This window comes from Pseudomonas sp. FW305-70, from assembly GCF_058783925.1.
The window spans coordinates 176,396-202,156 of sequence record NZ_JBYSYZ010000004.1; the positions used below are offsets into that span (position 1 = coordinate 176,396).

At 60.2% G+C, this 25,761-nt stretch carries 24 protein-coding genes, 1 pseudogene and 1 riboswitch; of the genes and pseudogenes, 9 read left to right on the forward strand and 16 right to left on the reverse strand.

Features of this window, described 5'->3' with window-relative positions:
• The first annotated feature begins 64 nt into the window (after positions 1-64).
• Positions 65-1,048: an asparaginase gene (locus tag AC3WN7_RS04965; protein ID WP_102673404.1), complete on the forward strand. Its 984-nt coding sequence runs from the start codon at positions 65-67 to the stop codon at positions 1,046-1,048.
• A gap of 105 nt (positions 1,049-1,153) precedes the next feature.
• Here AC3WN7_RS04965 and zapE read toward each other — a convergent pair whose 3' ends face one another.
• The 3 genes from zapE to AC3WN7_RS04980 form a co-directional block, all read right to left on the reverse strand.
• The gene (gene zapE / locus AC3WN7_RS04970; protein ID WP_033047639.1) at positions 1,154-2,248 is read right to left on the reverse strand and encodes a cell division protein ZapE; all 1,095 of its coding nucleotides are present in this window, start codon (positions 2,246-2,248) and stop codon (positions 1,154-1,156) included.
• 90 nt (positions 2,249-2,338) lie between these two features.
• Positions 2,339-3,694: a tryptophan--tRNA ligase gene (locus AC3WN7_RS04975; RefSeq protein ID WP_095965550.1), complete on the reverse strand. Its 1,356-nt coding sequence runs from the start codon at positions 3,692-3,694 to the stop codon at positions 2,339-2,341.
• Between the two features lie 24 nt (positions 3,695-3,718).
• Entirely contained in the window at positions 3,719-4,348 is a 630-nt protein-coding gene (locus tag AC3WN7_RS04980; protein WP_102673405.1) for an alpha/beta hydrolase, read from the reverse strand.
• Positions 4,349-4,492: 144 nt separating this feature from the next.
• Here AC3WN7_RS04980 and AC3WN7_RS04985 point away from each other — a divergent pair, with 144 nt between their 5' ends.
• Complete coding sequence (locus AC3WN7_RS04985; protein ID WP_007972560.1) at positions 4,493-4,927, forward strand: Z-ring associated ZapG family protein; 435 nt, start codon at positions 4,493-4,495, stop codon at positions 4,925-4,927.
• Positions 4,928-5,199: 272 nt separating this feature from the next.
• On the opposite strand, the gene AC3WN7_RS04990 is transcribed toward AC3WN7_RS04985, so the two are convergent.
• From AC3WN7_RS04990 to AC3WN7_RS05020, 7 genes are all read right to left on the reverse strand, one after another.
• A complete protein-coding gene (locus tag AC3WN7_RS04990) occupies positions 5,200-5,940 on the reverse strand; it encodes a YiaD family glycine zipper/OmpA-like lipoprotein (RefSeq protein ID WP_095965552.1) in 741 nt (246 codons plus the stop codon).
• 102 nt (positions 5,941-6,042) lie between these two features.
• Positions 6,043-6,684 (reverse strand): MBL fold metallo-hydrolase, encoded by a 642-nt coding sequence (locus AC3WN7_RS04995; protein ID WP_095965553.1) that lies wholly within the window; start codon positions 6,682-6,684, stop codon positions 6,043-6,045.
• Positions 6,685-6,771: 87 nt separating this feature from the next.
• On the reverse strand, positions 6,772-9,510 hold the full coding sequence (locus AC3WN7_RS05000; protein ID WP_102673406.1) for a winged helix-turn-helix domain-containing protein: 2,739 nt from the start codon (positions 9,508-9,510) through the stop codon (positions 6,772-6,774).
• 174 nt (positions 9,511-9,684) lie between these two features.
• A complete protein-coding gene (locus tag AC3WN7_RS05005) occupies positions 9,685-11,049 on the reverse strand; it encodes a DUF1329 domain-containing protein (RefSeq protein WP_102673407.1) in 1,365 nt (454 codons plus the stop codon).
• Positions 11,050-11,077: 28 nt separating this feature from the next.
• Positions 11,078-12,982 carry a DUF1302 domain-containing protein gene (locus AC3WN7_RS05010; protein WP_095965556.1) on the reverse strand — a complete coding sequence of 635 codons (1,905 nt, stop codon included), beginning with the start codon at positions 12,980-12,982 and terminating at the stop codon, positions 11,078-11,080.
• A gap of 339 nt (positions 12,983-13,321) precedes the next feature.
• Positions 13,322-15,004: a fatty acid--CoA ligase gene (locus AC3WN7_RS05015; RefSeq protein WP_102673408.1), complete on the reverse strand. Its 1,683-nt coding sequence runs from the start codon at positions 15,002-15,004 to the stop codon at positions 13,322-13,324.
• Between the two features lie 175 nt (positions 15,005-15,179).
• Positions 15,180-15,809: a LysE family translocator gene (locus tag AC3WN7_RS05020; protein ID WP_095965558.1), complete on the reverse strand. Its 630-nt coding sequence runs from the start codon at positions 15,807-15,809 to the stop codon at positions 15,180-15,182.
• Positions 15,810-15,901: 92 nt separating this feature from the next.
• Between AC3WN7_RS05020 and AC3WN7_RS05025 the strand changes: the two genes are divergently transcribed.
• From AC3WN7_RS05025 to AC3WN7_RS05035, 3 genes are all read left to right on the forward strand, one after another.
• Positions 15,902-16,867 carry a 2-hydroxyacid dehydrogenase gene (locus AC3WN7_RS05025; RefSeq protein WP_095965559.1) on the forward strand — a complete coding sequence of 322 codons (966 nt, stop codon included), beginning with the start codon at positions 15,902-15,904 and terminating at the stop codon, positions 16,865-16,867.
• Between the two features lie 33 nt (positions 16,868-16,900).
• Entirely contained in the window at positions 16,901-17,899 is a 999-nt protein-coding gene (locus tag AC3WN7_RS05030) for a methyltransferase (protein ID WP_102673409.1), read from the forward strand.
• Between the two features lie 51 nt (positions 17,900-17,950).
• Positions 17,951-18,075, forward strand: a riboswitch (yybP-ykoY riboswitch).
• 89 nt (positions 18,076-18,164) lie between these two features.
• Entirely contained in the window at positions 18,165-18,749 is a 585-nt protein-coding gene (locus AC3WN7_RS05035; RefSeq protein ID WP_007972537.1) for a TMEM165/GDT1 family protein, read from the forward strand.
• Positions 18,750-18,885: 136 nt separating this feature from the next.
• Here AC3WN7_RS05035 and AC3WN7_RS05040 read toward each other — a convergent pair whose 3' ends face one another.
• Positions 18,886-19,704: a M48 family metallopeptidase gene (locus AC3WN7_RS05040; protein WP_095965561.1), complete on the reverse strand. Its 819-nt coding sequence runs from the start codon at positions 19,702-19,704 to the stop codon at positions 18,886-18,888.
• 286 nt (positions 19,705-19,990) lie between these two features.
• On the opposite strand from AC3WN7_RS05040, the pseudogene AC3WN7_RS05045 reads away from it, so the two are divergent.
• Positions 19,991-20,485 (forward strand): annotated as a pseudogene (locus AC3WN7_RS05045) (cache domain-containing protein); the annotation flags it as partial.
• Between the two features lie 202 nt (positions 20,486-20,687).
• On the opposite strand, the gene AC3WN7_RS05050 reads toward AC3WN7_RS05045, so the two are convergent.
• Genes AC3WN7_RS05050 through AC3WN7_RS05060 form a run of 3 tightly spaced genes read right to left on the reverse strand, consistent with a single transcriptional unit; the run spans position 20,688 to position 21,799 of the window.
• Positions 20,688-21,311: an SOS response-associated peptidase gene (locus tag AC3WN7_RS05050; protein WP_095965562.1), complete on the reverse strand. Its 624-nt coding sequence runs from the start codon at positions 21,309-21,311 to the stop codon at positions 20,688-20,690.
• A 35-nt stretch (positions 21,312-21,346) separates the two neighbouring features.
• Complete coding sequence (locus AC3WN7_RS05055) at positions 21,347-21,607, reverse strand: putative signal transducing protein (protein ID WP_007979315.1); 261 nt, start codon at positions 21,605-21,607, stop codon at positions 21,347-21,349.
• 9 nt (positions 21,608-21,616) lie between these two features.
• On the reverse strand, positions 21,617-21,799 hold the full coding sequence (locus AC3WN7_RS05060; RefSeq protein WP_008045984.1) for a CPXCG motif-containing cysteine-rich protein: 183 nt from the start codon (positions 21,797-21,799) through the stop codon (positions 21,617-21,619).
• A 141-nt stretch (positions 21,800-21,940) separates the two neighbouring features.
• Between AC3WN7_RS05060 and AC3WN7_RS05065 the strand changes: the two genes are divergently transcribed.
• On the forward strand, positions 21,941-23,104 hold the full coding sequence (locus tag AC3WN7_RS05065; RefSeq protein WP_172435707.1) for a 1-acyl-sn-glycerol-3-phosphate acyltransferase: 1,164 nt from the start codon (positions 21,941-21,943) through the stop codon (positions 23,102-23,104).
• Positions 23,105-23,205: 101 nt separating this feature from the next.
• Here AC3WN7_RS05065 and AC3WN7_RS05070 read toward each other — a convergent pair whose 3' ends face one another.
• The gene (locus AC3WN7_RS05070) at positions 23,206-23,484 is read right to left on the reverse strand and encodes a hypothetical protein (protein ID WP_007979321.1); all 279 of its coding nucleotides are present in this window, start codon (positions 23,482-23,484) and stop codon (positions 23,206-23,208) included.
• Positions 23,485-23,674: 190 nt separating this feature from the next.
• Between AC3WN7_RS05070 and AC3WN7_RS05075 the strand changes: the two genes are divergently transcribed.
• The gene (locus tag AC3WN7_RS05075) at positions 23,675-23,881 is read left to right on the forward strand and encodes a hypothetical protein (protein ID WP_015096802.1); all 207 of its coding nucleotides are present in this window, start codon (positions 23,675-23,677) and stop codon (positions 23,879-23,881) included.
• A gap of 123 nt (positions 23,882-24,004) precedes the next feature.
• Here the strand turns inward: AC3WN7_RS05075 and AC3WN7_RS05080 are convergent, their stop codons facing one another.
• Entirely contained in the window at positions 24,005-24,589 is a 585-nt protein-coding gene (locus AC3WN7_RS05080; RefSeq protein ID WP_007973847.1) for a YajG family lipoprotein, read from the reverse strand.
• A gap of 204 nt (positions 24,590-24,793) precedes the next feature.
• On the opposite strand from AC3WN7_RS05080, the gene AC3WN7_RS05085 reads away from it, so the two are divergent.
• Entirely contained in the window at positions 24,794-25,033 is a 240-nt protein-coding gene (locus AC3WN7_RS05085; protein WP_015096803.1) for a hypothetical protein, read from the forward strand.
• Positions 25,034-25,761: the final 728 nt, after the last annotated feature.

Below are 25,761 nucleotides of genomic sequence, written 5' to 3' on the forward strand. Positions count from 1 at the left end.
CGGCTATATCGCGGCCTCAAAAGCGGATAAAGCCACTTTTCATTACAAACAAGCGAGGTATCCCATGGACCTGCCCAAACTGTCCATCGTGGCACTTGGCGGCACGGTAAGCATGCAAGCGAGCAATGCCGGTGAAGGCGTCATCCCGACCGTCAGCGGCGAAGCCCTGCTGACCTCCATACCGGAACTGACGACGCTGGCCCGAGTCACCGTTGAGACCCTCGGCCTGCTGCCCAGTGCATCCCTGGATTTCGAGTTTTTGCTGGACGTATTGTCCTGGGCTGAGTTTCAGGTCAAACAGGGCGCCACTGGGATCGTGATAACCCAAGGCACCGACACCCTCGAAGAGGCCGCGGTGTTTTTGGATTACCTGTGGCCCTACGACACCCCCTTGGTGCTGACCGGCGCCATGCGTTCCGCAGCGCAGCCAGGTGCCGATGGACCGGCCAATCTGCTGGATGCATGTCGCGTTGCCCTGGCGCAGAACAGCCGGCAGCGCGGCGTCCAGGTCGTGATGAACGGACAGATTCATCAAGCGTACAGCGTACGCAAAACCGATTCGCTGGCATTGCAGGCGTTTTCCTCGCCAGTTGTGGGGCCCGCAGGCCTGCTGCTGGAAGACCGTGTTCGCTACCTGCGCCCGCCAGGGCCACGCACGGTGTTGCCTTTGCCGCAACAGACCACACAGAAAGTTGCGCTGCTTGAGGCCTCACTTTCGGCCGACACCCTGCTACTGGAGAATATTTTCGCACTCGGTTACGACGGGCTGGTGATCAGCGGTTTTGGCGCCGGCCACATCTCGCAGCGCTGGGCGACAAGAATTGGGCATATTACCGAACGAATCCCCGTGATCATTGCGACCCGAACCGGTTCCGGCTCCACCGCACGTGCTTCTTACGGTTTTGACGGCGGTGAGATGGACTTGATCCGCAAGGGTGCATCGATGGCGGGTTTTCTATGTCCGCGAAAAGCCCGGATTCTGCTTTGGCTGCTGCTCGGTTGCCAACGGCAGCACGAGCTTGCGCGGTATCTCAACGAAGGCATTTGACTTCAAAACAATGTACAAACCTGTGGGAGGGGGATTGCGCTGACAAAAAAGGCCTGCATTTGCAGGCCTCTTTCATTTTCCGAATCACTCTACCGATTTAAACGCTTATGGCTTGTGCGCCCGGGCCAGGAATTCGTGGGATTGCATTTCCAGCAGACGACTCAGGGTACGCTGGAACTCGAAGTTCAAGCGCCCGCCGGTGTACAGATCCTTGAGTTCGACTTCGGCAGAAATGATCAGCTTCACGTTACGGTCGTAGAACTCGTCGACCATGTTGATGAAGCGGCGGGCGATGTCGTCGGTGGTGACGCTCATCTGCTCGACATCGCTGAGCAGCACGGCGTGGAAGATCTTGCCCAGTTCGATGTAGTCGTTCTGGCTGCGCGGGCCGTCGCACAGTTCACGGAAGTTGAACCAGGCCACGTCATCGCAGGTGCGCAGGGCACGAATTTCACGATTTTCGATCATCAGCACGTCATTTTCGACCGCCGCCGTGCATTCCGGTGTTAGCGCTCGGAAGCTCTTGCGCAGGCTTTCGTTGGCGGCTTCGTCGAGCGGATAGTGGAACAGCTCGGCTTGTTCGAGGTGACGCAGACGATAGTCGACGCCGCTGTCGACGTTGACGATCTCGGTATTCTGCTTAATCAGCGCAATGGCCGGCAGGAAGCGCGCGCGCTGCAGGCCGTCCTTGTACAGACCGTCCGGCACGATGTTCGACGTCGCGACCAGGGTCACGCCGTTCTTGAACAGTTCTTCCATCAGGGTGCCAAGGATCATGGCGTCGGTGATGTCGGAAACGAAGAATTCATCGAAGCAGATGACCCGGGCTTCGGTGGCGAAGCGCTTGGCGATGATGGTCAGCGGGTTTTTCTCGCCGCCCAGGGTCTTCATCTCTTCGTGCACGCGCTTCATGAAGCGGTGGAAGTGCGTACGGGACTTTTCCTTGAAGGGCAGCGCTTCGAAGAAGGTGTCCACCAGGTAAGTCTTGCCGCGACCTACGCCGCCCCAGAAATACAGGCCCTTGACCGGGGTCTGATCCTTCTTGCCAAACAACTTGCCCAGCAGGCCCGGCTTGTTTTGCTCGGCCGCGACCAGATCGTCGTACAGGCGCTGCAAATGGCGCACGGCAGTTTCCTGCGCGGCATCATGGAAGAATTCCGGGCGTTTCAGATCAGCTTGATATCGTTCTAGGGGCGTCATAATTCGTTAGCAAGGCAACAAAAACGGGCCGACACTGTAGCGACGGCCCGGAGGAATGGCAATCGGCCCTTGGTCGGGCCGGACCGTTGTTTATTCCTGAACAGGTGTCAGGGCGATGCGCAAAGCCTCGACGGCAGCATCACGCGCAGCACTGTCGACAAAGGCCGGGCTGTCGGCAACGCACTCGCCTTCCAGCCAGACACTGAAGTTCAGTTCTTCATTTCGCACGTCCAGTGGCTGACCCGATTGCAGTTGCTTGGTCACCTGACCGGCGGTCTTGCCATCGGCGAAGTTGCGCGACAGCAGCAGTTGTTCACCATCGGCGGCCAGCAGACGGAAGCGGAAACTGCCGTCGTCTTCACGGAAGCTGACAAAACGCGCAGCTTTCGCGGTTTTTTTCTTGATGGTCGCCGCCACCTGAGTCTGGGCAACGAAGGAGCGCAGGCCCACCGCTTCACGCAATTCATTGAGGAAGGGTGTCGCTACCGCACGAGCCTTTTTCGCGCCGTGCTGCAGGATGTCTTCCAGATCCGCCGGGCGCTCGATCAGTTGGTTGTAGCGCTCACGGGATTCGCCCAGTTCATTGTCCAGCAGTTGGAACAGACGATTCTTCGCCTCGCCCCAACCCAGGCCCTGCAACAGTTCGCTGCGGAACTCGTCGGCCTGCGCCGGGGTGGCGAACGCCTGGAACAAGGTGAACAGGTGCGAATTGTCCGGGTCCTTGGCTTCGCCGGGTGCGCGGGAGTCGGTGACGATCCGCGAAATCGCGTCCTTCATCTCTTTGGCGCTGCTGAACAGCGGGATGGTGTTGTCGTAGCTCTTCGACATCTTGCGGCCATCCAGTCCCGGCAACGTGGCAACGCTCTCTTCGATCAACGCCTCGGGCATGGTGAAGAACTCTTTGCCCTGGCCAAACAGGTGGTTGAAGCGCTGGCCGATGTCCCGCGCCATTTCCACGTGCTGGATCTGGTCGCGACCGACCGGCACCTTATGCGCGTTGAACATCAGGATGTCCGCAGCCATCAGCACCGGGTAGCTGTACAGGCCCATGGTGATGCCGGCGTCCGGGTCTTCGCCGGTCTCGACGTTCTTGTCCACGGAAGCCTTGTAGGCGTGGGCGCGATTGAGCAGGCCCTTGGCGGCGACGCAGGTCAGCAGCCAGGTCAGCTCGGGGATTTCCGGGATGTCGGATTGGCGGTAGAAGGTCACGCGCTCGACATCCAGGCCACCGGCCAGCCAGGTCGCGGCGATTTCCAGACGCGAGCGCTGGATGCGCAACGGGTCATCGCACTTGATCAGGGCGTGGTAGTCGGCCAGGAAGTAGAACGAATCGGCATTGCTGTCACGGCTGGCGACGATCGCCGGGCGGATGGCGCCAGCGTAGTTGCCCAGGTGCGGCGTGCCGGTGGTGGTGATGCCGGTGAGGATACGGGTACGAGTCGTCATGGGTAATCGCTTGTCAGACTGCAATCAATTCGAGAGACGCGGCAGGATCAGATCCTTGAGATCGGTCAGCTTGCCATGAAAAAAGTGTCCGCATTCTGCCACTTTCAGCAGCTCATGGGGACGTTCGAGCTTGTCGGACCATTGGTAAACGATTTGTGGATCGATCACTTCGTCGGTTTCCGGCTGGATCAAGGTCAGCTCGCCCTGCTGCGGCAGTTGATCCTGGTCCCCCAGGCGCATGACCGCCGGCGCGACCATGAACAGGTGCTTGAGCTGCTCGCCCTTGGCCTCAAGGCGTCCGCCGAGACTTGCTGCAACAAAACCGCCGAAAGAAAAACCGAACAGGGTCAGCGGCAACTCCGGGTGTTTGTTGCGAAACCATTCGGCGACAGCCTGGGCATCATCAACTTCACCGGTACCCATGTCGTGGGAGCCCTCGCTGGCACCAACGCCACGATAGTTGAAGCGCAGGGTGACCAGTCCGGCGTCGCGCGCAGTGCGCTGCAGGGTCGAAACCACTTTGTTGAGCATGGTGCCACCCTGGACCGGGTTTGGATGGCAGATCAGCGCCAGGCCGCGAGGCTGCTCGTTGTCCAGGTAAAGGGCTTCCAGTTGACCCACCGGGCCATCAATCACTACAGGGGTTTCGCGCATAAGCAAGGAAGGAACTCCGTGACCTCGAATCGGGTCGACTCGTCTAGCAAATTGTCTGTGGCTGTCTATTGCGAGTGAATCGCGGTATACAGCGCAGGTTCGAGCCGTTAACGTAAAGCAAAGCCGTTTATAGAGGAAGGACTCGTGGAACACTCGCTCTTAGTTTGGTTGCTACCGACTCTTGCCCTGGTTGTGGGTGTCGCCATTGGGTTCCTGATCGCTCGCCTTGCGCCGAATGCCGCGCCTAGCAGCACGCAACGTCAGCTGGACGATATTCAGGAACGTTTCGACAGTTATCAGAACGAAGTGGTGACCCACTTCAACAGCACTGCATCATTGGTCAAGAAACTGACTGCGAGCTATCAGGAAGTGCAGGACCATCTCGCCGAGGGTGCCAACCGCCTGGCCCTGGACGAACAGACTCGCCAACGCCTGCTGGCCTCCCTGCACGCCGATGCGGCGCAGGCACCCCGTGAACGCCTGACGCCACCGCGCGATCAGGAGCCGCCTCGCGACTACGCACCAAAAGCCCCGAACGCACCGGGCATGCTCGATGAGCATTACGGCCTGAAGAAGTAAACAGGTTTCAGGTGTGACAAAGCCCCCGGACGAGTGATTGTCCGGGGGCTTTTTATTTCTGTCTGTTCCAGATTTCTGTTGCCTGGTCTGGCCTCTTCGCGAGCAGGCCCGCTCCCACAGTGGTCGATGTCGTACACAAAATCTGCATTCAACACATAACCTGTGGGAGCGGGCTTGCTCGCGAAGGAGCCGGATCTGGCAACACAAAAAAGCCCGCCCGATCTGTTGAGGATAGGGCGGGCTCTTTTTACGCCCAGGGTTCAGTCAGGCGCTTATGGGTACTGCTGAACTGTACCTTGCTGCTGACCACCATACTGCTGGCCCGGAATCGCCTTGAGGTTGACCTCTACACGGCGGTTCTGCGCCCGGCCATTGGCGTCGCCGTTGCTGGCAACCGGACTGTCCGGCCCCGCGCCACGAGCGCTCAGGTTGGCACCGCTGACCCCTTGCGAGGTCAGGTAGGTGGCCACGCTTTGTGCGCGACGCTGGGACAGGTCCATGTTGTGCTGGCGGCTGCCGGTGCTGTCGGTGTAGCCCACGATTTCGATCTGGTTCTGGTTGAACTCTTTCAGCGAGCCCGCCAGGTTGTTCAGCGGTTGATAGAAACTTGGGGCAATGTTTGCCGAATCGGTAGCAAAGGTGATGTTGCCCGGCATGATCAGCTTGATCTGGTCGCCCTGGCGCTGCACTTCAACACCGGTGTTGGCCATGCTGGCGCGCAGTTTTTTCTCTTGCTGGTCGGCGTAGTAGCCGTAACCGGCGGCGGAAGCACCGACTACTGCCGCACCGATAAGCGCACCCTTGCCACGGTTATCGTGGTTGATCGCAGCACCGGCCAGCGCACCGGCCAGAGCGCCGAGACCACCATACTTCGCAGTCTTGCTCATGCCTTCGGAGCCGCTGTCCGTCTGCCCCTGAGCCTGGCCTTGACCGCCGTAAGGGTTGGGCGAGGCACAACCGGACAAAACGGCCATAGCCGTAGCGACAATAATCAAACGACGCGTGGTGAACATGTATAGCTCCTACTTTTTTGCATTCTGTGGTGCAACGGACCAAGGCACAGCCTTTGCGGGTGTTGGATCACTTCCGGGAACAAAAATTCCGCTCGTTACAAATCAGGCCCGTACAAAGGGGTTTTCACGCATTTCATCGCCCAGACGGGTGTCCGGACCATGCCCCGCCACCACCGTCGCCTCTTCGTCAAGGGTGTACAAACGCTGCTTGATCGAACGCACGATGGTCGCCTGATCGCCCCCCCATAAGTCGGTGCGCCCGACTCCGCGACGAAACAGCGTATCGCCGGCAATCAGCAACCTGGCCTCGGAAAACCAGAAGCTCATGGAGCCCGGCGTGTGACCCGGTGTGTGCAGCGCCACGCCACAACCGCAGGCCAGTTCTTCATCATCGGCCAGCCAGCGATCCGGGGACGGCACCGGGGTGTAGGGCACACCGAACATCTGGCACTGCATTTCCAGGTTGTCCCAGAGAAACTGGTCTTCCTTGTGCAGATGCAGGGTCGCGCCGGTTTTCTCCTTGAGTTGACCGGACGCCAGGAAGTGATCGAGGTGGGCGTGGGTGTGAATGATGCTGACCACTTTCAGCCCCAGGGCATCGAGACGCGCCAGGATCAGCTCATGATTGCCACCCGGATCGACGACGATGGCCTTTTTCGTCACCGGATCGCCGATGATCGTGCAGTTGCACTGCAACGGGCCGACGGGGAAGGTTTCGCGGATGAGGGTGGGATGCTGGGACATCGGGGGCCTGCTCGATAAACGGGGACGGGCGATTTTCGCACAATTGAGTATCCAGCCAATGGCCGCGATGTGTAACGTGAAAAATCCTTAACCCAGCACCCCCAACTCCTTCGCCCGCGCCACGGCCTGCGTACGTCGCTCGACCCCGAGTTTGCTGTTGATGTGGCTGGCGTGGGTCTTGACCGTGTGCAGGGAAATAAACAGCTGATCGCTGATTTCCTGGTTCGAACAGCCCTGGGCGATCAATCGCAGAACCGCCAATTCCCGCGTACTGAGTTGCTCCGCAGCCGCGCAGGGTTCCGGTCCGGGGCGAGCAGTCAGCGCCGGCAGCTTTTCACTGAGGCTCAGGGAAACAGGGGTTGGCGAACACTGTTGAAGCTGCCCACGCAGCCAGTCCGGGTGCTCGGTCAGCAAACCCTCGAAGGGTTGCAGCACGCCTCCGCCAGCGGCGTCCAGCGCCTGGACCAGTGCCTTGCGTGCTTCCGGCTCCCGTCCGCTGCCCAGCAGCAACGCCACTTTCTGGGTCAGCGCCATGGCACTGAGCATCTGCCGACCGCTTTGCTGGCCATGTTCGAGCAGCGCATTCAATCGCCCTTCAGCCAGCATCGGCTGGCCCTGGATGACGTCCAGCAAGGCTTGTTGCAATTCGATATGCAAGGGCAATTGCGGATGGAACTCCGGTGGTGCCGCCCCGTTTTCGCCGTTGTAGGTCTGCCCCAGGCGCGCCAGCCAGGCTTCGGCCAGATCGGTACGCCCCTGGGCCAGCCAGAGCTCGCATTTGACCAGGGTGATCATGGCCAGGTAGTAGATCGGTGGCACGTCCCAGATGTGCATGAGCCGCTCGGCTTCGGCCAGTTCGGCAAAGGCTTTGGCGAACTCGCCGCTGCTGCCTTCCAGCCTGGCAATCACGCAGTGGCCGATTAGCACGCTGATGTCACGACAGGCGCGCGCCTCGCTCAGTCCGGCCTGCAAGCGCACCCGCGCCAATTGCGGCTGCATGCGCAGGGCCAGCAAAAAGCCTTCGTACAGGGTCAGCCGGGCGCGAACCGCATACAGCCGTTGTGCAGACAAGCTCTGCAGGCGTTGCAGGCCCTGACGGACCTCTTCCAGTGCCCGACAGATTTCCCCGCGCGCTTGCAGCACCCGTGCGCGATCGTAGTGCGCCAGCGCTTCGAACAACGGGTTGCCGACACGTTGCGCCAGCTCCAGCGATTCGCGGTTCAGTCCCCGTGCCCGCCATAAATCACCGTCGGCAATGGCCAGGTTGGACAGGGTCGAGAGGCACATCAGGCGCTGGCCGTAACGCTTGGCCGGAAGACTTTCCAATGCCTCGCGGCAGTACTGCAGCGTCAGCTCGCGGTTGCCGCGCCCACGGGCAATGATGCCACTCAACGCCAGCCATTGAGCCAGCATGGACTTCTGGGCGGTGGCCGACGGAGCAGGCAGGAAGCGGCTCAGATGGCTGGCCAGCTCTTCGGCAGCATCCAGTTGGCAAGCCAGGCCCAGCGCCCAGCTATACAGCACAATCAGGCGCGGGGTGCTGATCAGCAAGCTGTCAGGCAAGTCCATTTTCCAGCGCAGCAACATGCCGACATTCTGCTCGGCCAGCAGTTGCTCTTCGGAAAGGTTCTGCACCAGGTTCGCCGCGACGTCCAGGTGACCGGCACGCAAAGCTTGCTCCACCGCCTCATCGAGCAGCCCCTGGGCATTGAACCAGCGACAGGCACGCAGGTGCAGGCTCGCGGCCGGCACCATCGACTGGGACGTCGGCCGCGTACGCAACAGATCGGAAAACAGATGATGATAACGATACCAATGACCATGCTCGTCCAGCGGCACCAGGAACACTTGGTGGGCAAGCAGGAAGCGCAGGATCTCCCCGCTGTCATGGGCGTCGCGAACGGCATCGCACAGTTCGCTGCAGAAACGCTCTTGGGGCGCCGTGTCATAGAGGAACGACTGGACCTCGGCGGGCAGGCAATCGATGACTTCTTCGAGCAGATAATCGCGGATCAGCCCTTCCCCGCCATGCAACGATTGCGGCAGCGCGCCATCGGTGCCCGCCTCCGAAGCCGCCAGCAGCCAGAAGCGTAACCCTGCAACCCAGCCTTCACTGCGCTGGATCAGGTTTTCCAGTGCCTCACCGCGCAAGGAGCTGCTGTGCCGGTCGAGCAGGCTCAAGGCCTCGTCGTGGGTCAGGCGCAGATCCTGTTCATGTAATTCCAGCAATTGCCGCGACAGCCGTAGCCGCGCCAGATGCCAGTCGGGACGTTGGCGACTGGTGACCATCACCAGCAAACCATCGGGAAGATGGTTGAGGAAAAACTGCAGGCAACGGTCCAGCACCGGCCCCTGAGCCAGGTGATAATCATCCAGCACCAGCAGCAAGGGCTTCGCCGTGGACAGGTGTACGGCCAGTTCGTCGAGCAAGCCGTCGAGCCACTCTTCGAATGCGAACGGCTGATGGCGCTGGCGCATTTTCAACAACCCGAGGGATTGCCTGCCCAGGTGCGGAAAATAGTCCTGAAGGCCTTCAAGCAGCCGCTCGAGAAAGCGCCCCGGGTCACTGTCTCGCGGGCTCAACCCCAGCCAGAGACTTTGCCAGTGTGCCGGCAACCCCTGACAGAACTCCACCGCCAGCGAACTCTTGCCGAACCCTGCCGGGGCACTGACCAGCAATAACCTGCCTGCCAGTCCGGCACTCAGACGCTCGCACAATCGTGGACGCAGCACATGGCCGTCGGGCAACGGCGGACGGAAAAACCGCCCGTCGAGTGTCGTGACAGCAACCTGTGCAGAACCTGAAGGTGTAGACAAATCAGTCATAGCCGGCTCTTGTTTGAATTGCGGGTGGCGGCGTTGCAGATGTCCGCAGACTAGCCGTAAACGGATAGGGAATGAAGGTAATTGCTACAAATGGCTACAAAAAGTCTACATGCAAAAAAAACGCCCCGAACCAGTCGGGGCGTTTCAGAGGGTGCGGCCTCTACTCAGTTCACCTTAGCGAACACCGTCCTGACGCAGGGCGGCCGGGGTGAAGTCGCTGGTGGTGGCAGTGAAGCCGAAGTCATAAGCCGACTTCTCTTCGTTCTTCATGCCCAGCGCCAGGTAACGACCCGACTGCAGGTCATACAGGGCTTCGAGGGCGTACCACGGCACTTGCTTGTCGTAGTAGTTCTCGGCATGCGCCTCGGCGACGCGCCACAATTGACCGCGACCGTCGTAGTGGTCGATGACCGCTGCTTGCCAGGTGTCTTCGTCAATGTAGAAGTCACGCTTGGCGTAGATGTGGCGCTGACCTTCCTTCAGGGTGGCAACTACATGCCACACGCGACGCAACTCGTAACGCGCCAGGTCCTGGTTGATGTGACCGGCCTTGATGATGTCGGCGTACTTGAGCTTCGGATCGTCGAGCTTGTAGGCATCGGAGCCGATATACATCTCTTTCTTGCCTTCGAGCTTCCAGTCGTAACGATCCGGTGCACCGTTGAACATGTCCAGGTTGTCGGAAGTACGCAGGCCGTCAGCTGCGGTACCCGGGCCGTCATAGGACACTTGCGGTGCACGGCGCACACGACGCTGGCCCGCGTTGTAGACCCACGCCGAGCGCGGCTCCTTGACCTGGTCGAGAGTTTCGTGAACCAGCAGTACACCACCGGCCAGACGCGCCGGCGCAGTCACTTTCTGCTTGAAGTAGAACAGGATGTTGCCCGGGTTTTTCGGGTCGTAATCCTTCATCTTGTCGCGGAACACGAACTGGTCCTGGAAGTACACCAGGCTGAACGAGCCGTTCGGCTGCGGCGTGGCCTGGGTCACCAGACGAGTCACGCTCCCCCCGCGATAACGGGTGATGTGGTTCCAGATGACTTCAACGCCGCTTTTCGGAATCGGGAACGGAATGGCGGTTTCGAAATTTTCCAGACCGTTGCCGCCGGACACCAGGTTGGTGTTGGTGGCATTGCGCTTGATGGCGGCGAATACTTCATCCGGCACGGTAGCACCGCGATGGGATGGATAGACCGGCATCTTGAAGGTTTCCGGGTAGCGCTTGAACATCGCGTACTGACCCGGTGCGAGCTTGTCCTTGTACTGGTCGACGTTCTGCGCCGTGATGGTGAACAGCGGTTTTTCGCTGGCGAACGGATTGGACAGGAAACCTTTGCTGTCGACCGTACCGGCGTTCTTCGCCATCGGCTTCCAGGCCGGGATCGAACCGTCGGCGTTACCCGCCATTTCGGCGCCCATCGGGGTCAGGCTCTTGCCCAGCTTGTCGGCCTCGGCCTGGGGAACCGCTGCGATGACGCTGGTCGCCAGCAGCGAAAGACCCAGAACACCGGCGTGGAACAGACTCTTTGTTATTTTCATATTTGCGTTCGTCCTGAAAATACTGTGCTTAGAAGTTCACGCCGACGCTGAGCGCAACGAAGTCGCGGTCATCCACGGTGGTGTACTTGCCGTCGAAGAAGTTGGTGTAGGCCAGGCTCGCGGTGTAGGTGTTCTGGTACTCGGCATCGACACCGAGGCTGACCGCCTTGCGGCCTTCCTCGAAGTTGCCGCCAGGGCCAGGGGAGTAACCTTCCACGTCATGGGACCAGGCCACGTTCGGCTTGAGGTTCACACCGGCAAACACGTCGTTGTATTCCCAGATGGCACGACCGCGGTAGCCCCACGAAGTCGCGGTGGTGAAGCCTTCGTCGTTGCAGTTGCGGCTGCGATTGTTGGTCGGCGTACCCGGGCCGGCACCGTTGATGGTGCTGGTGTTGAGCGCCACGCAGGTATCGAGCGCGCCAGAAGGTGGCAACTCACCCGGGCCGTAGACCGGATCGCGGCCATAACGAACGTCGGAAGTGCTTTCCAGGCCGCCGACGTGGGTCACGCCCACCTCGCCCACCAGGGTCAGGCGGCTGGCGCCCATGACCTGGTCGAAGAAGTGCGTCAGGGTGGTCTGGAACTGGGTGATTTCCTTGCGACGATACCCGTGCAGGTCCTGACCCGGCACGCCGGTAAGCAGCGATGCATTGGTCAACGGGTTGTTTGGGTTGTTGTTGCCTATAGGACGGACACCGGAGAACAGGATGTCGGTGGAGTTGAGTTGCACCGGAGCGTTCGGACGGTAGCTGATCTCGCCGCTCCACGCCGTACCGGTAGGCAGGGTGGTGGAGAAGCTCAGGCCATACAGGCGAATGTCTTCCGGGTATTCGATGAAGTACTGCGAATTACCCGCCACCAGCAATGGCGCCAGCGCGGCGAACGGGCCACCCTGGAGTGCCGCTGCAGTGTTGTAGACCGACTGCGGCGCGCCTGTTGCGCTGAAGATCGGCGCACGGCTGTGGTAGTTCATGAAGTAGGCGCCGAACTCGGTATCCAGCGGTTCGAACATGTACTTGAGGGACGCGCCCCACTGACCGCCGTCGCGGGCATCCCGATCGGGGCCACGACGCACCAGAACACCCTCATTGTTGACGTCCACGCCGTTGGCGGCCAAAGGTCCCAGGGCAATGGCCGGAATCTGCGAACGCTTGGCCAGTACACGCAGGTTGTCGTCGCAGCCGTCGGCAACGATGTCTGGCTGGGAGAAGAACGTGCCGCAGTTGTCGACGACGGTCTGGTCCCATTCAATTTGATAGAACGCTTCGGCCGAGAGGTTTTCGGTCAGGCTCTGGGACACATAGAACATGTTGACCGGGATCAGGCCTTCCTTGATCTCGGCACCCGGACGACGGAACGCGGACACATCGATCGGGTTGATCGAGTTGATGCCGCCACCGATGAAGGTACTTTCACCCCAGCTCACCACCTGCTTGCCCAGACGTACGGAGCCTGGTTGATCGGCAATGGAGTAGTTGTGATAGACGAAGGCGTCGAGGATCTGGCCGCCGGCGGACTTGGCGCCTTCCTTGCGGCCGTCATCGCTGATGTCCTTGAACGGACGGCTTTCGTCCTTCAGTTCAAAGTCGTACCAGTATTTGCCACGGACAAAAACACCGGTATCGCCGTATTTCAGTTCAAGGTCATGGATGCCCTTGAAGATCTTCGAGAAGGTTTCCCCGCTCTTGAAGTTCAGGTGACCGTCATCAGAAGTCTGGGACAGACCCTTGCCGCCGTTGTTGACACCGATGAGGTTCTTGTTGGCACTTTCGGTAGACCAACTGGCACCGAGCGACAGGGATGAGTCGAATTGACCTTCGATTTCACCGACGTTGAAACTGACGCCGAATGCTGGCCCGGCGAGCGTAGAGGCAAGACTGACAGCCAGGGGCAGCTTCGCCCGGCGCCAGAACTGGTTTACTGATGTCATCGACGCTACTCCATGTGCATTTTATTTTTATGGCATTGAGCACTTCTAAAAACGCTGTGGATAACCGGGAGCCATGGCATCCCAAAGTCATTCCAAAGTTGCATCGCCCCGGTTCGTGCGGTTGCCCCGTTCTTAAAAATCCTTGAGCGGACTATAGCCAGCAGGTAGTAGCGCTTGATCCCTCTAAAGTGTGATTTGCAGTTGCCAGCCACTCTGGAACAGTCCTTTCGCCAGGCCGACACCCGTCGGCACGGCAAGGATGGCTGAAAATTTCGATTTGACAAGCCAAGCGCTTGCTTGGTGGGGCTGGCGTGCCCTTTCGGGCACACCGGGAGGTGCTCAAAGCGTCGAGAGGAAGGTGCTGTTGGTGGCCTGCCATTCGCTGATGTCGACACGAATGCGCTTCTTGTCGAGCTTGCCGACGCTGGTCTTGGGAATTTCAGTAACAAGGGCGATCTGGCTCGGAATCGCCCACTTGCTCAGGTGCCCCAGCTCCACAAAAGGCTTGAGGTGTTCCTTGAGTTCCCTCGCCCCGATGACGTGACCTTCACGGACTACGAGCAGGGCAAACGGCCGCTCTCCCCACTGCGGATCAGGGATCCCCACCACTGCTACTTCACGTACCGCCACATGACGACTGATCAGGTCTTCCAGGTCCAGGGAGGAGATCCACTCGCCACCGGTCTTGATCACGTCCTTGATGCGGTCACGAATGTCGATCACCCCCATGCTGTCCAGGGTCGCCACGTCGCCGGTGTGCAGCCAGCCTCCGGCCCAGAGCTCGGCGCCCTTCTGCGGCTCGTTGAAATAACCCTCGGTCAGCCAGGGTGCGCGCAGCACCAGTTCGCCCTGGGTCTCGCCGTCAGCGGGCAGGAAGTTGCCCTCGGTGTCGACGATCGCCGCCTCCACCAGCGGCCCGGGCACGCCGGCCTTGATCCGGTAGGTGGTGCGTTCGTCTTCGGTGCCGGCCATCAATTCATCGTTCAAGTGCGCGCACGAGACCAGTGGCCCGGTTTCCGACATGCCGTAGGCGGCGGTCAACTGAATGCCCTTGGCCTTGGCCGCCTCGTACAACGTACGGTTCAGGGCGCTGCCGCCGATGACGATTTTCCAGCCGCCGAAGTCGACGTTCTGCGCAGCCTTGGCATTGAGGACCATCTGCAGGATGGTCGGCACGCAATGGGAGAACGTGACCTTCTCCTTGCGCCACAACTCCACCAGGTACTCCGGGTCATAGCGGCCGGGGTACACCTGCTTGAGTCCGAGCATGGTCGCCACATACGGCAAGCCCCAGGCGTGGACGTGGAACATCGGGGTGATCGGCATGTAAACGTCGCTGGTACCCAGCAGGCGCACGCTGTCGATCGCGCCCATGATGGTCGACACGCCCATGGTGTGCAGCACCAGTTGCCGATGGGTGAAGTACACGCCCTTGGGATTGCCGGTGGTGCCGGTGGTGTAGAACGTGGTCGCGACCGAGTTTTCGTCGAAATCCTGGAAATCGTACTGCGGGCTCGCCGCGGCCAGCAGTTGTTCGTATTCGCCGACGAGGTTCGGCAGGTCCGCGGTTTTTTCCGGCAGATCCGTCAGCAACAGGGTTTTGTCGACCGTGGTCAGATGCCCTTCGATGGCCTTGTAGAGGCCGACGAACTCACTGTTGACCAGCACAAAGCGGTCCTCGGCGTGGTTCATGGTGTAGAGGATCTGTTCCGGCGACAGGCGCACGTTGATGGTGTGGATAACAGCGCCGATCATCGGGATGGCGAACATGCACTCCAGGTAACGATGGCTGTCCCAGTCCATCACACCCACGGCATCCCCGGGCTTGACCCCGGCCGCTGTCAGCACGTTGGCCAGGCGGGCCACCCGTTCGATCAGGGTCGGGTAGCTGTAGCGCAACTTGTCGCGGTAGATGATCTCGCGGGTTTTCTCATAACGGGCACCGGACATCAGCAGCCGCTTGATCAGCAGCGGGTATTGGTAAGCGCCTTCGGCCGGGGGGATAACGCGAGTCTGCAACATAAGAATCCCTTTTTCTGACTGCACGGACGTGACTGAAAGTACGCACTTTAGTGCCCCTGATCGTCAGCCAAATCAGCCAAAGGAATGATTTGTAGAGCCCTGCAAATACTGGCATTACGCCAGTATTTGCCATTTATTACGCACCGCAACAGCCCCTACAGGGAATCACCTTTGATCAATGCATCTCGGTAAAAGCGAGCTTCACGCCAATCGCAATCAGCACCGCGCCCATGGTCCGGTCGAACCAGTGCCCCATGCGCGCAAAACCGGCGCGTACGCGCTGCTGGCTGAACAACATCGCCACCAGGCAAAACCAGGTCGCTGTCGCGACTGCCAGGTAAACCCCGTAACCGGCCTGCACGGCCAGTGGTGTGTGCGGGTTGATCACCACAGTGAACAGCGAGAGGAAGAACAGCGTGGCTTTCGGGTTGAGACCGTTGGTGACGAAACCCGAGGCAAAGGCACCACGGGCCGTGCGCTCGCCGGCTTCCTTGTGCAGATCGTCCGCCACAGGCTTGGCCGGTTGCGCGCGCAGTGCCTTGTAACCGATGTACAGCAGGTAAGCGGCGGCGGCCCATTTCAAGGCGTTGAACAGCACGATCGACTGGGACACGATCAGGCCGATACCCAAGAGCGAGTAACCCACGTGCAGGAAAATCGCCGTGCCCACACCCAGTGCGGTCCAGGTGCCCGCGCGGCGGCCGTGGGTAACACTTTCACGTACCACCACGGCAAAGTCCGGGCCGGGGCTGGCCACGGCCAGCAAGTGAATCAGGGCAACGGTCAAGAACTCTGTCCAGTACATGTGGGGCTCCTTCAGGCCAAGCGTAACTATTTATTTCATCTGGTAGGCTCGGCAGATTACGCCTTCAGTTCAATGCACAAAAGGTACAGTTGATGACGAATACTCGCCGCGCCGTTTTCCTCGACCACCCGTCCCTGGACCTCGGCGACCTTGACCTCAACCCCCTGCGCAGTTGTTTCAGCGAATTGCAGCTGTTCGCCCAGACCTTGCCCGATCAAGTCATCGAACACCTCAAGGGCGCCACGGTCGCCATCAGTAACAAGATCCTGATCGACGCCGCCGCCATGGCCGCCAGCCCTGACCTCAAGCTGATCCTGATCACCGCCACCGGCACCAACAACGTCGACCTCGCTGCCGCCCGCGCCCACGGGATAACCGTGTGTAACTGCCAGGGCTATGGCACGCCGTCGGTGGCGCAGCACACGATCATGCTGCTGCTCAACCTGGCCACGCGCCTGGCCGATTATCAAAAAGCCGTCGGCGCAGGCCGCTGGCAACAGGCCAAACAGTTCTGCTTGCTGGACTACCCGATTGTCGAACTCGAAGGCAAAACCCTTGGCCTGCTGGGTCACGGCGAACTGGGCGGCGCGGTCGCACGGCTGGCTGAAGCCTTCGGCATGCGCGTGCTGCTGGGGCAGATTCCCGGGCGCCCTGCCCGGCCGGACCGTCTGCCACTGACTGAACTGCTACCGCAAGTCGATGCCCTGACCCTGCACTGCCCGCTCAACGAACACACCCGTCACTTCATCGGTGCCCGCGAACTGGCCTCGATGAAACCCGAAGCGTTCCTGGTCAACACCGCCCGCGGCGGCCTGATCGACGAACAGGCGCTGGCCGATGCCTTGCGCAACGGCCATCTGGGCGGCGCCGCCACTGACGTGCTGAGCGTCGAGCCTCCCGTCAACGGCAATCCACTGCTGGCCCACGACATCCCGCGCCTGATCGTCACCCCGCACAACGCCTGGGGCAGCCGTGAAGCGCGCCAGCGGATCGTCGGCCAAGTGACCGAAAACGCACTGGGATACTTCAGCGGTAAGGCGCTGCGGGTCGTCAGTTGATAAACTGCGGCACTTTTTTTCACGGGAGCAGTTATGGATCCGCGCAGTGAAGTACTGCTTCGTCAGGCCGAGTTATTCCAGGGTTCGGTGCTGTTGGCCGGTTTACCCGCCGACGACCTGCTGGGCCGCCTGCCCGATGCCCATGGCTGGTGCTGGCACGCCGGCGATCAGGCCGCGCTGGACGCCCGCTTCGACGGGCGCAGCCACTTTGGCGTGAACGCACCGGAGCGCGGATTCGATAGCGCCGTGGTCTTTCTGCCCAAGGCCAAGGACCTGACCGACTACATCCTCAACGCCCTCGCCTCGCGGCTGGCCGGCCGCGAGCTGTACCTGGTCGGCGAGAAAAAAAGCGGCATCGAAGGTGCCGCCAAACAACTCAACCCGTTCGGCAAGCCACGCAAACTCGACAGCGCGCGCCACTGCCAGCTCTGGCAGGTGACCGTGGCCAACGCGCCTGAAGCCAAGCCGCTGGAAAGCCTGGCACAGACCTACGAACTGCCGCTGGCCGAAGGCCCGTTGAAGGTCATCAGCCTGCCGGGGGTGTTCAGTCATGGTCGCCTCGATCGCGGCAGCGCGCTGCTGCTGGAACACCTGGACAAACTGCCTGGCGGTCATTTGCTCGATTTCGGTTGCGGCGCCGGGGTTCTGGGCGCTGCGGTGAAACGTCGTTACCCGCACAATCAGGTCACGATGCTGGATGTGGATGCCTTTGCCGCTGCCAGCAGTCGCCTGACCCTGGCGGCCAATGGTCTGGAAGCCGAGGTGATTACCGGTGACGGAATCGACGCAGCGCCGATGGGTTTGAGTGCGATCCTGAGCAATCCACCGTTCCATGTCGGCGTGCACACCGACTATTTCGCAACGGAGAACTTGCTGCGAAAAGCAGCCAAACACCTGAAAAACGGCGGCGAACTTCGCTTGGTAGCGAACAGCTTCCTGAAGTATCAACCATTGATCGAAGAGCACCTTGGCGTGTGCGCGATCAAGGCCGAAGGACAGGGTTTCAGAATCTACCGGGCAAAGCGCGGCTGAAACTTTTTTTGAAAAAGAAGGCTTGCCGAATGGGTTTTGCAAAGGCAGAATCCGCTCCGTCCTAGGGGAGTAGTCTCCCACGAGCGCCACGCTCGTCCGGCATGCGTCAACATACTTGGTCCTCAGACCATGGCGCATGCGACCCAAGCATCCACATCAGATGGATCGCAGGGTTTGACAAGACCTATGACACGCACACCTTACCCGGGGCGGGAAGGCTGTACGTGTCATAGCCGTGTCGACCCGCCCCTTAGGAAAACCCCTGATGCTGGATTCACTACTCGTACCCACCGCAATCGTTGCCTTGGCCGAAATCGGCGACAAGACGCAACTGCTCGCACTCATTCTCGCCGCTCGCTTCCGCAAGCCTTGGCCGATCATCGCCGGTATCGTTGCCGCGACCCTGGCCAACCACGCGGCCGCCGGTGCAGTCGGTGCCTGGGTCGGCAGTTTCTTCTCGGATACGATGCTGCACTGGATCCTCGCCGCGAGCTTCGCCGCGACCGCCCTGTGGACCCTGGTGCCGGACAAGATGGATGACGACGAGGCCAGCACCGCCCGCAAGTTCGGGCCGTTCCTGACCACGCTGATCGCGTTCTTCCTGGCGGAAATCGGCGACAAGACCCAGATCGCGACCGTGATGCTGGCTGCGCAGTATCCGGAGTTGTGGCTGGTGATCATCGGCACCACCGCCGGCATGCTGATTGCCAACGTACCGGTGGTTCTGGCGGGTAACTTTGCCGCAGACAAGCTGCCATTGACCCTGATCCGTCGACTGGCGGCGTCGGCGTTCTTCATCCTTGCGATTGTCGCGGTGTACAAGGCGATGCAGAGCAGTGGGTGGGTTTGACCCAATAGGTCGTTAGACCGCGTTATCGTTCTTCGCGAGCAAGCCCGCTCCCACAAGGATTGCGCTGAACCTGTGGGAGCGGGCTTGCTCCGGGCGGCGTTCCGACGAAGAGGCCAGCAGCCTCACCGCATGACTATCAGGACTTCTTGGCCTGCTCGTAAAGTGGCATAACCTTGGGAATCGCCGCCTGCAACGCCGCCGTCCGACTGCTCGAAGACGGGTGCGTGCTGAGGAACTCCGGCGGAGCACCTTCGCTGGCCTTGCTCATCTTGTTCCACAGGGTGATCGCGGCGTTCGGGTTGTAGCCGGCGCGGGCGGCCAGTTCCAGGCCGATCAGGTCCGCCTCGTTTTCATTGGCACGGCTGTTGGGCAAGGTCATGCCATAGTTGGCTACAGCGTCCGCCAAGGCCAGGCTGTCCTGGCCCAACCCGAGCAACGCACCGGCGCCCTGCTTGGCCATTTCGATACCGTATGCCTTGGACATCGCCTCACGACCGTGCTCGCGCAGGGCGTGGGCGATTTCATGGCCCATGACCGCGGCGAGTTCATCGTCAGTGAGTTGAAGACTGTCGATCAGCCCGGTGTAGACAAAGATCTTGCCGCCAGGACCACAGTTGGCATTGAGCTCGTCGCTCTTGATCAGGTTCACTTCCCACTTCCATTGGGCCGCGTCCGGACGAAAGTTCGGCGCCTGGGCAATCAGCCGGTCGGCAATCGTCCGAACACGCTTGGCATCGCTGCTGGTCTTGTCCAGCACGCCTTTGCTGCTCGCCTCACTCACAGTCTTTGTATAGGACTGGGCGTACATCTGGTCGACCTCTTGCGAGGACAACATGCTGAACATGTACTGCTTGCGCTCAACGCCCACAGCGCCACCACTGGTGGTATTGACCGACTGGCAGCCAGCGAGCAGCAGGCCTGCGCTCAGCGCATATATAGCCAATGTCTTGTTCATCGAAAAACTCCCTGAAAACATGCCGGGTATCCTAGGCGTGGAATGGTATCGACGCCAGAGACAATAGACATAAGACGCGCGATTCAGACAAAGCTCTCATCAATGCAGAAAAAAATTCACACTTCGGGGCAAGCCGCAGCCCGTCACGCCGCGCATTGATTCATTTGCGACATCCGCCACGCAAAAACAGCCATTTCAACGGCTCGCGCTCATGCCCGCCCGACACCCTGCCGATACACCTCCCCAGACGTCCTTTCGCGTGCGGAGCCCGCCGGGCGCCGTTGGCCAACCTGCCCTGAGCCGTGAGCAACTGATCGGCCTGATCAAGGAAAACGTGGTCAAGAACCCGAAGATCCTCGGCACCTACATCGGTTGGGAAAAAGACGCACTGGACCACAAAGATGCGGCCTACGTCGGCACCCAGGTGGTCGGGATCGACGCCAGCAACGGGCGCTTCCTGCCCTGGTGGTTCCGCAACGACGACGGCACCCTGGGCCTGGACAAACTGGTGGACGTCGACGACCAGAAAACCCTGTCCACCGGCGTGCGCGCCAGCGAGTACTACCTGTGCTCAAAGGAAACCGGAAAATCCTGCGTGATTGATCCTGCGCCTTATAAGGCGGGCGACAAAATCGTCATGCTCGCCTCCTTCATTGAACCAATCATGCTCAACGGTGCCTTCCAGGGTATCGTCGGCGCCGACCTGTCGGTGAACTTCATTCAGGAAATGCTCCTGGGCGCCAACCAGAAACTCTACAGCGGTGCCGGGGGAAATGGTCGGCGGTGCGGATGAGTCGAGTGCGGCCAGTGCGGATTTGACCAAGCTGGCCGAGCAACAGCGGCGGCTGATCAATCAGTTCAGGGTTTGACCTTCAGGCCCTCTTCGCGAGCAAGCCCGCTCCCACAGGGGATTTGTGTACGCCACAGATCCAGAGTGGGAGCGGGCTTGCTCGCGAAGGGGCCAGCACTGCCACCAAAAAAACTCAACCCGGCGTCAAACACTCTGGCCCATTGAGCTTCGGATCATTCACCATGTTGGCCAGCACCCGTTCGCGCAACGCGGCAGGCTCACTGGCCAGCAAGGCTTGCAAAGTATGCAACGGTGTCTCGGGATCGAGCCACGCGGCCTGCCCCGCCTCATCAAGAATCAACGGCCGCCGCTGGCTCGCCGCTGGCTGGGTAATCACGGCGGTACTCAGCCACACCTGCTCCTGTACCGGATAGGCCTCCCAGATCGCCGCAAAAAACAATGACGAGCCCTCCCCCGGTGTCAGCCAGTACGGGCGCTTGCGCGTCGTGCCGCGCCATTCGTAGAAACCATTGGCCGGCAACAGGCAGCGGCGTTCGCGCAAGGCCTGGCGAAACATCGGCTGCTCGGCAACGGTTTCGGCGCGGGCGTGGGCCGGGGTGCGGGACAGATCGGTCAGCCAGGGGGGCGTCAGGCCCCAGCGGGCGCGGGCAAGCGAGCGCTGACCGTCAGGCCCGGCCCGCAGCATCAACACCGAATCATTCGGGGAAATGTTCCACTGCGCCTTCTGGTCGGCGGGAAAACCAGGCAGCGCCGCGAAGGCAGGGTTCCAGCGAAACAGGGCATAACGTCCACACATGGGGCAACACAGCTCTTGATCAAACGAACGCCAGCCTAACAGACCAGCGTGCCGGGAAAACTGTCCGGTTCATCGCCGGACAGCGGCAGCGCTGCATTGTACGCGGTGATCAGCTCACGGGCGTATTCGGCCTGGTCGTTCTCGACCGACAGCCCGAGCAGGCCATAGATCGGCAACTCCCCGGAGCCGCCGAGCAAATCACGGCCCACCAGATGCGCCTCGATACCCTCGCTGGCGAGCATGCCTTGCAGCAGCTCGCCTTCCATCAGGTTTTCCGGATCGTAGATGCGCTGCATACACGTTCCTCATTCATTTTCACTGAACACTTCGAGATGCCATTCCTCTTCATGAACCTGCAACACGAAGGTTATCGGCCGGCAGCACACCTGACAGTCCTCGATGTAGGTCTGATCGCCACCGGACAAATCCAGAGTAGTCTCTACCTCCTCACCACAATACGGACATTCATACACTGCGTTTTCCAGCATCGCGGTCTCCCAGGTGACTTGTGCGTATAATCGCCGGTCTATTTGCAGGGCTATTTTGTCTGGCTACTTTTTCAGACCGTGCCCCGCCGGTTTTCGAACAAAACCTTTACTTACCCTAGCCGTTTCTAACAAGAGAGCATGATGGGCGAATTCGATGCCATCCGACCTTACGACGACAGCGAAGTCCCAGCGGTGCTGGACCGGCTGCTCGGCGACAAGGCGTTTCTAGATATCCTCACCCACTTCCGCTTCCCGCGTTTTGCCGGCGCTTTAGGCTGGGCGCTCAAACCTCTTATAGCCCATCGGCTGCGCCGTGAGTTTGCCGGCGTGACCTGTGTGGCCACGTTACAGGACAAAGTCGAGGTTTACGTCGACCACACCATCGAGCGCGCCACCGACGGTGTCACTTATACCGGGGTGGAGCAATTCAAGTCCGGCAGTGCCTACCTGTTTATCGCCAACCACCGCGATATCGTGATGGACCCGGCCTTCGTCAACTACGCCGTGTACCACGCCGGCCTGCCGACCCCGCGCATTGCCATTGGCGACAACCTGCTGCAAAAGCCTTTCGTCAGCGACCTGATGCGCCTGAACAAGAGCTTCATCGTGCACCGCTCAATCAGCGGTCGCCGGGAGAAAATGGCGGCCTATCAATTGCTGTCGGCGTATATCAACCATTCGATCCGCAACGATTGCGCCTCGATCTGGATCGCCCAGGCCGAGGGCCGCGCCAAGGACGGTGACGACCGTACCGAATCGGCGATCCTCAAGATGTTCCACATGAGCCGCAAGGACGAGCCGTTCGGCGAAGTCATTCAGTCGCTGAACCTGACCCCGGTGTCGATCAGCTACGAGTACGACCCCTGCGATCAGGCCAAGGCCCGCGAGCTTTACATCCGCGCCACCACCGGCGGCTACACCAAGGTGCCGGGCGAGGATGACGTGAGCATCGCCAAGGGCATCACCGGCTACAAGGGCCGGGTGCATGTGAACTTTGCCGCGCCGATCACCGAACTGTTCGAAGACACCAAGCAATTGGCGGTCGAGATGGACAAGCAAATCCTCAGCGGCTATCGCTTGTTCCCGGTGCACTACCTGGCTTACGCGCAGTGGAAAGACGCTGATCCGCAGTTGCAGGTGCCGAAGGCCGCCGAGGTGTTCCCGGCCCAAGAACTGGCCAAGGCCCAGGAAGAATGGCAACGCCGCCTGGACGCTTGCCCGCAAGAGCATCGTCCTTACCTGGTGCTGCAATATGCAACGCCGGTGCGTAATCAGTACCGGGTGAAGGCAGGGTTGCCGCTGTAAGCGGTCAAGATCAAAAGATCGCAGCCTTCGGCAGCTCCTGCACGGGATTGATGTGCCCCTGTAGGAGCTGCCGAAGGCTGCGATCTTTTGCTTGAAAAGGTTCAGACCTGAGTGCTGATCCAGGACACCAGCAGCGCCATCCCCATGCAGGCAAAACCGAAGATGTAGAAAAAGCGGTTCATGCGCAAGGTCGCCCAATCCAGCGTGGGCTCTACGTTCGGGCTGCTCTGGCGCTGCGCCTGCAAACTGGCCATCGCACGCAGTTCGCGGCGACGGGTGGCGTGCAGCAACCAGCCGCCCGGGAAGGCAAAGAGCAAGGCCAGCAGATTGATCAGTTTGGCGGGATGGGCGGTAAACAGTGTCATCAAGTGCAGCGACATCACAAACCTCAAGTCAAACAGGTAGCAGTTGCCGGACGGGCGACCGCGGCGCGGATTCTACCGAAAGCCTGCGCCCCTGCCCTCGGTTTCCGACAAATAACGAAGCTTTTGATCAATGGCTGTCCTGAGTCACGGCTTCGTCATCTGTATCAGCGAACATGCGCGTCTCTAAACCGACACGGATCACGTCATGCTCCACGCCGAAAACCAGGATCGTCTCTACCTCATCATCCCCAGCGAAGAACAACAAGCCCTCGTCGGCAGCCTCGCCTTCAACGTTCAGGATCGCCACTGGCTGGTGTATTGCGCCCTGGGCGGGCATCAACATGCGGATTTGCCGGAAACGGACTTGCTGACGGGTGTGAGTGTGCTGGATTTCTACTCGCAGGCTGCCTGATTTCCTTGCCCCCTGTAGGAGCGAGCTTGCTCGCGATGGACTTGAGGACGCCGCGGGGTATCAGATTCCCCGCGTAATCGTTAACGACCATCGCGAGCAGGCTCGCTCCTACAGGGGCTCGCATTACTCGCCGAGAATCTGGCCTACGGTCGGGTCCTTGAACAGGCGGGTCAACGCGTCGCTCAGCACATCGCTGACCAGCTTGGTGTTGGTTTCCTGGTTCGGCGCCATGCCGAAGCGCTGGTCCAGGGAGGAACCATAACGACCGCTGTAGCGACGGTTGGCGTTCTGCACATCCGAGCGGAACGTCGCGCCGATGGTGGCTTCGGTCACGTACATGCCTTCCTTGGGCGACTGGTACTTCAATTCCGCCAGGGTCACGGTCAGTTGCGGCGCATTCATGGCGTTGTTCGTCGGGGTAAAGCCCAACAGACGCACGGCGGCTTCAGCCTGGGCCTGCAGCTTCGGCAGGATCTGCGCGCCCTGCACGGTGATCGCGCTGGTCTCCGGGTACAGGCCACCACGGGTGCCCAGCGTCGGCGACGGGCGACCGTCCACGACACGCACCACGACGGGTTGGCCATGGCCGACCGGGGCCAACTGGGCGGTCAGCTTGGGTTCCGGGCTCAGTTGTTGCGGGCTGTGGGCGCAGCCAACCAGGGTCAAACTGGTCACAGTGATCAAACCGAACAACAGGCGTTGCAACATGCTCTTCTCTCCAGAATCAGGCACAAACAGGCCGGCAGTATAGCGGTGCGCCACTGCGGGGAACCAGCACCTCACAGTGTTTGATGAAATCTCTGACAACCCCTGGGGATTGCAGTTCATGTCACACAGATGTCACCCCTCCTACACTTGCACGTAATGGCCTACAGGCAATCTTCCTGGCAATCACCCACACGGTACTTCACCATGCGCCATCTGATCTCTCTGTTCGCGCCCCGCCCGTTGCACCGTTGCTTCGCCCTGCTCGACCGCAACGGCCACTGCCAGGCCTTCAAGCAGTGCAGCTTGCAGCCCATGGGAGATGGCTGGGTTGAAATCGAGGAAATCCGCCTGAATTGGCTGAATCAGCCGCTGCCGGCCGGCGCCCGCGTCGTTTCGCAACCGTACCAGCCACGCTCGCGTGCACAGCAACTGCTGACAACCTGACCAAACACCTAATAAAAGTCATTAAACACGACCATTTCCCTGCGTTTCTTAGATACAATCTCCCCCCGATTATAAGGACGTCTCCTGATCGGGCCTCGCAGCATCGTCAATGCGCTTGTGTTGACACCCCGCACCGCCCACAGAGAGCCGCCCACACAGATCGAGTGAAGCTGGCGCGCTTGCTGTTTTGTTGAGCAAAACCTCCACTTTTCGCGAATCTGCAGAGCTGTCATTACGCTCGGTCACTGAGCTGTTTGCCCGTTTTGCCTGCCCTGTATCCCATGGCGGCAATCCATCCGGGCACGGTGCCAGGCTGGGACAGCCCTTTTTGAGGTTCACGTCTTCAAAAGAGCGTGAAAAAAACGGGTTTTCACAACTTCACAAGAGTGTGGCGAGCAAATGAATAGTTTTGCGTCTGAACATGCACCATTAGCGTCTACAACAGCCCAACGACACAGGACCGAGTATTCCTCGAACACCGGAGCCTGAAGCCTGTCCGCTACGGATTTGGTTGCACAAACGGATGTATCGACCATAAGTCGAATTGCCAGTCGCACGTTGAAATGAGTTCATATGACTCTTATTAGACCCGGCAGGTAGCGTCCGTCGAAGTTGCGATAAATTGCGAAGATTCGGACATGGCGATACTGCCATGAATACCCTGGGGCCACATTGACACGCCCTGGAACGCCTGGCAGCCATGCCGACAATTTGGTGCTGCAGATTTT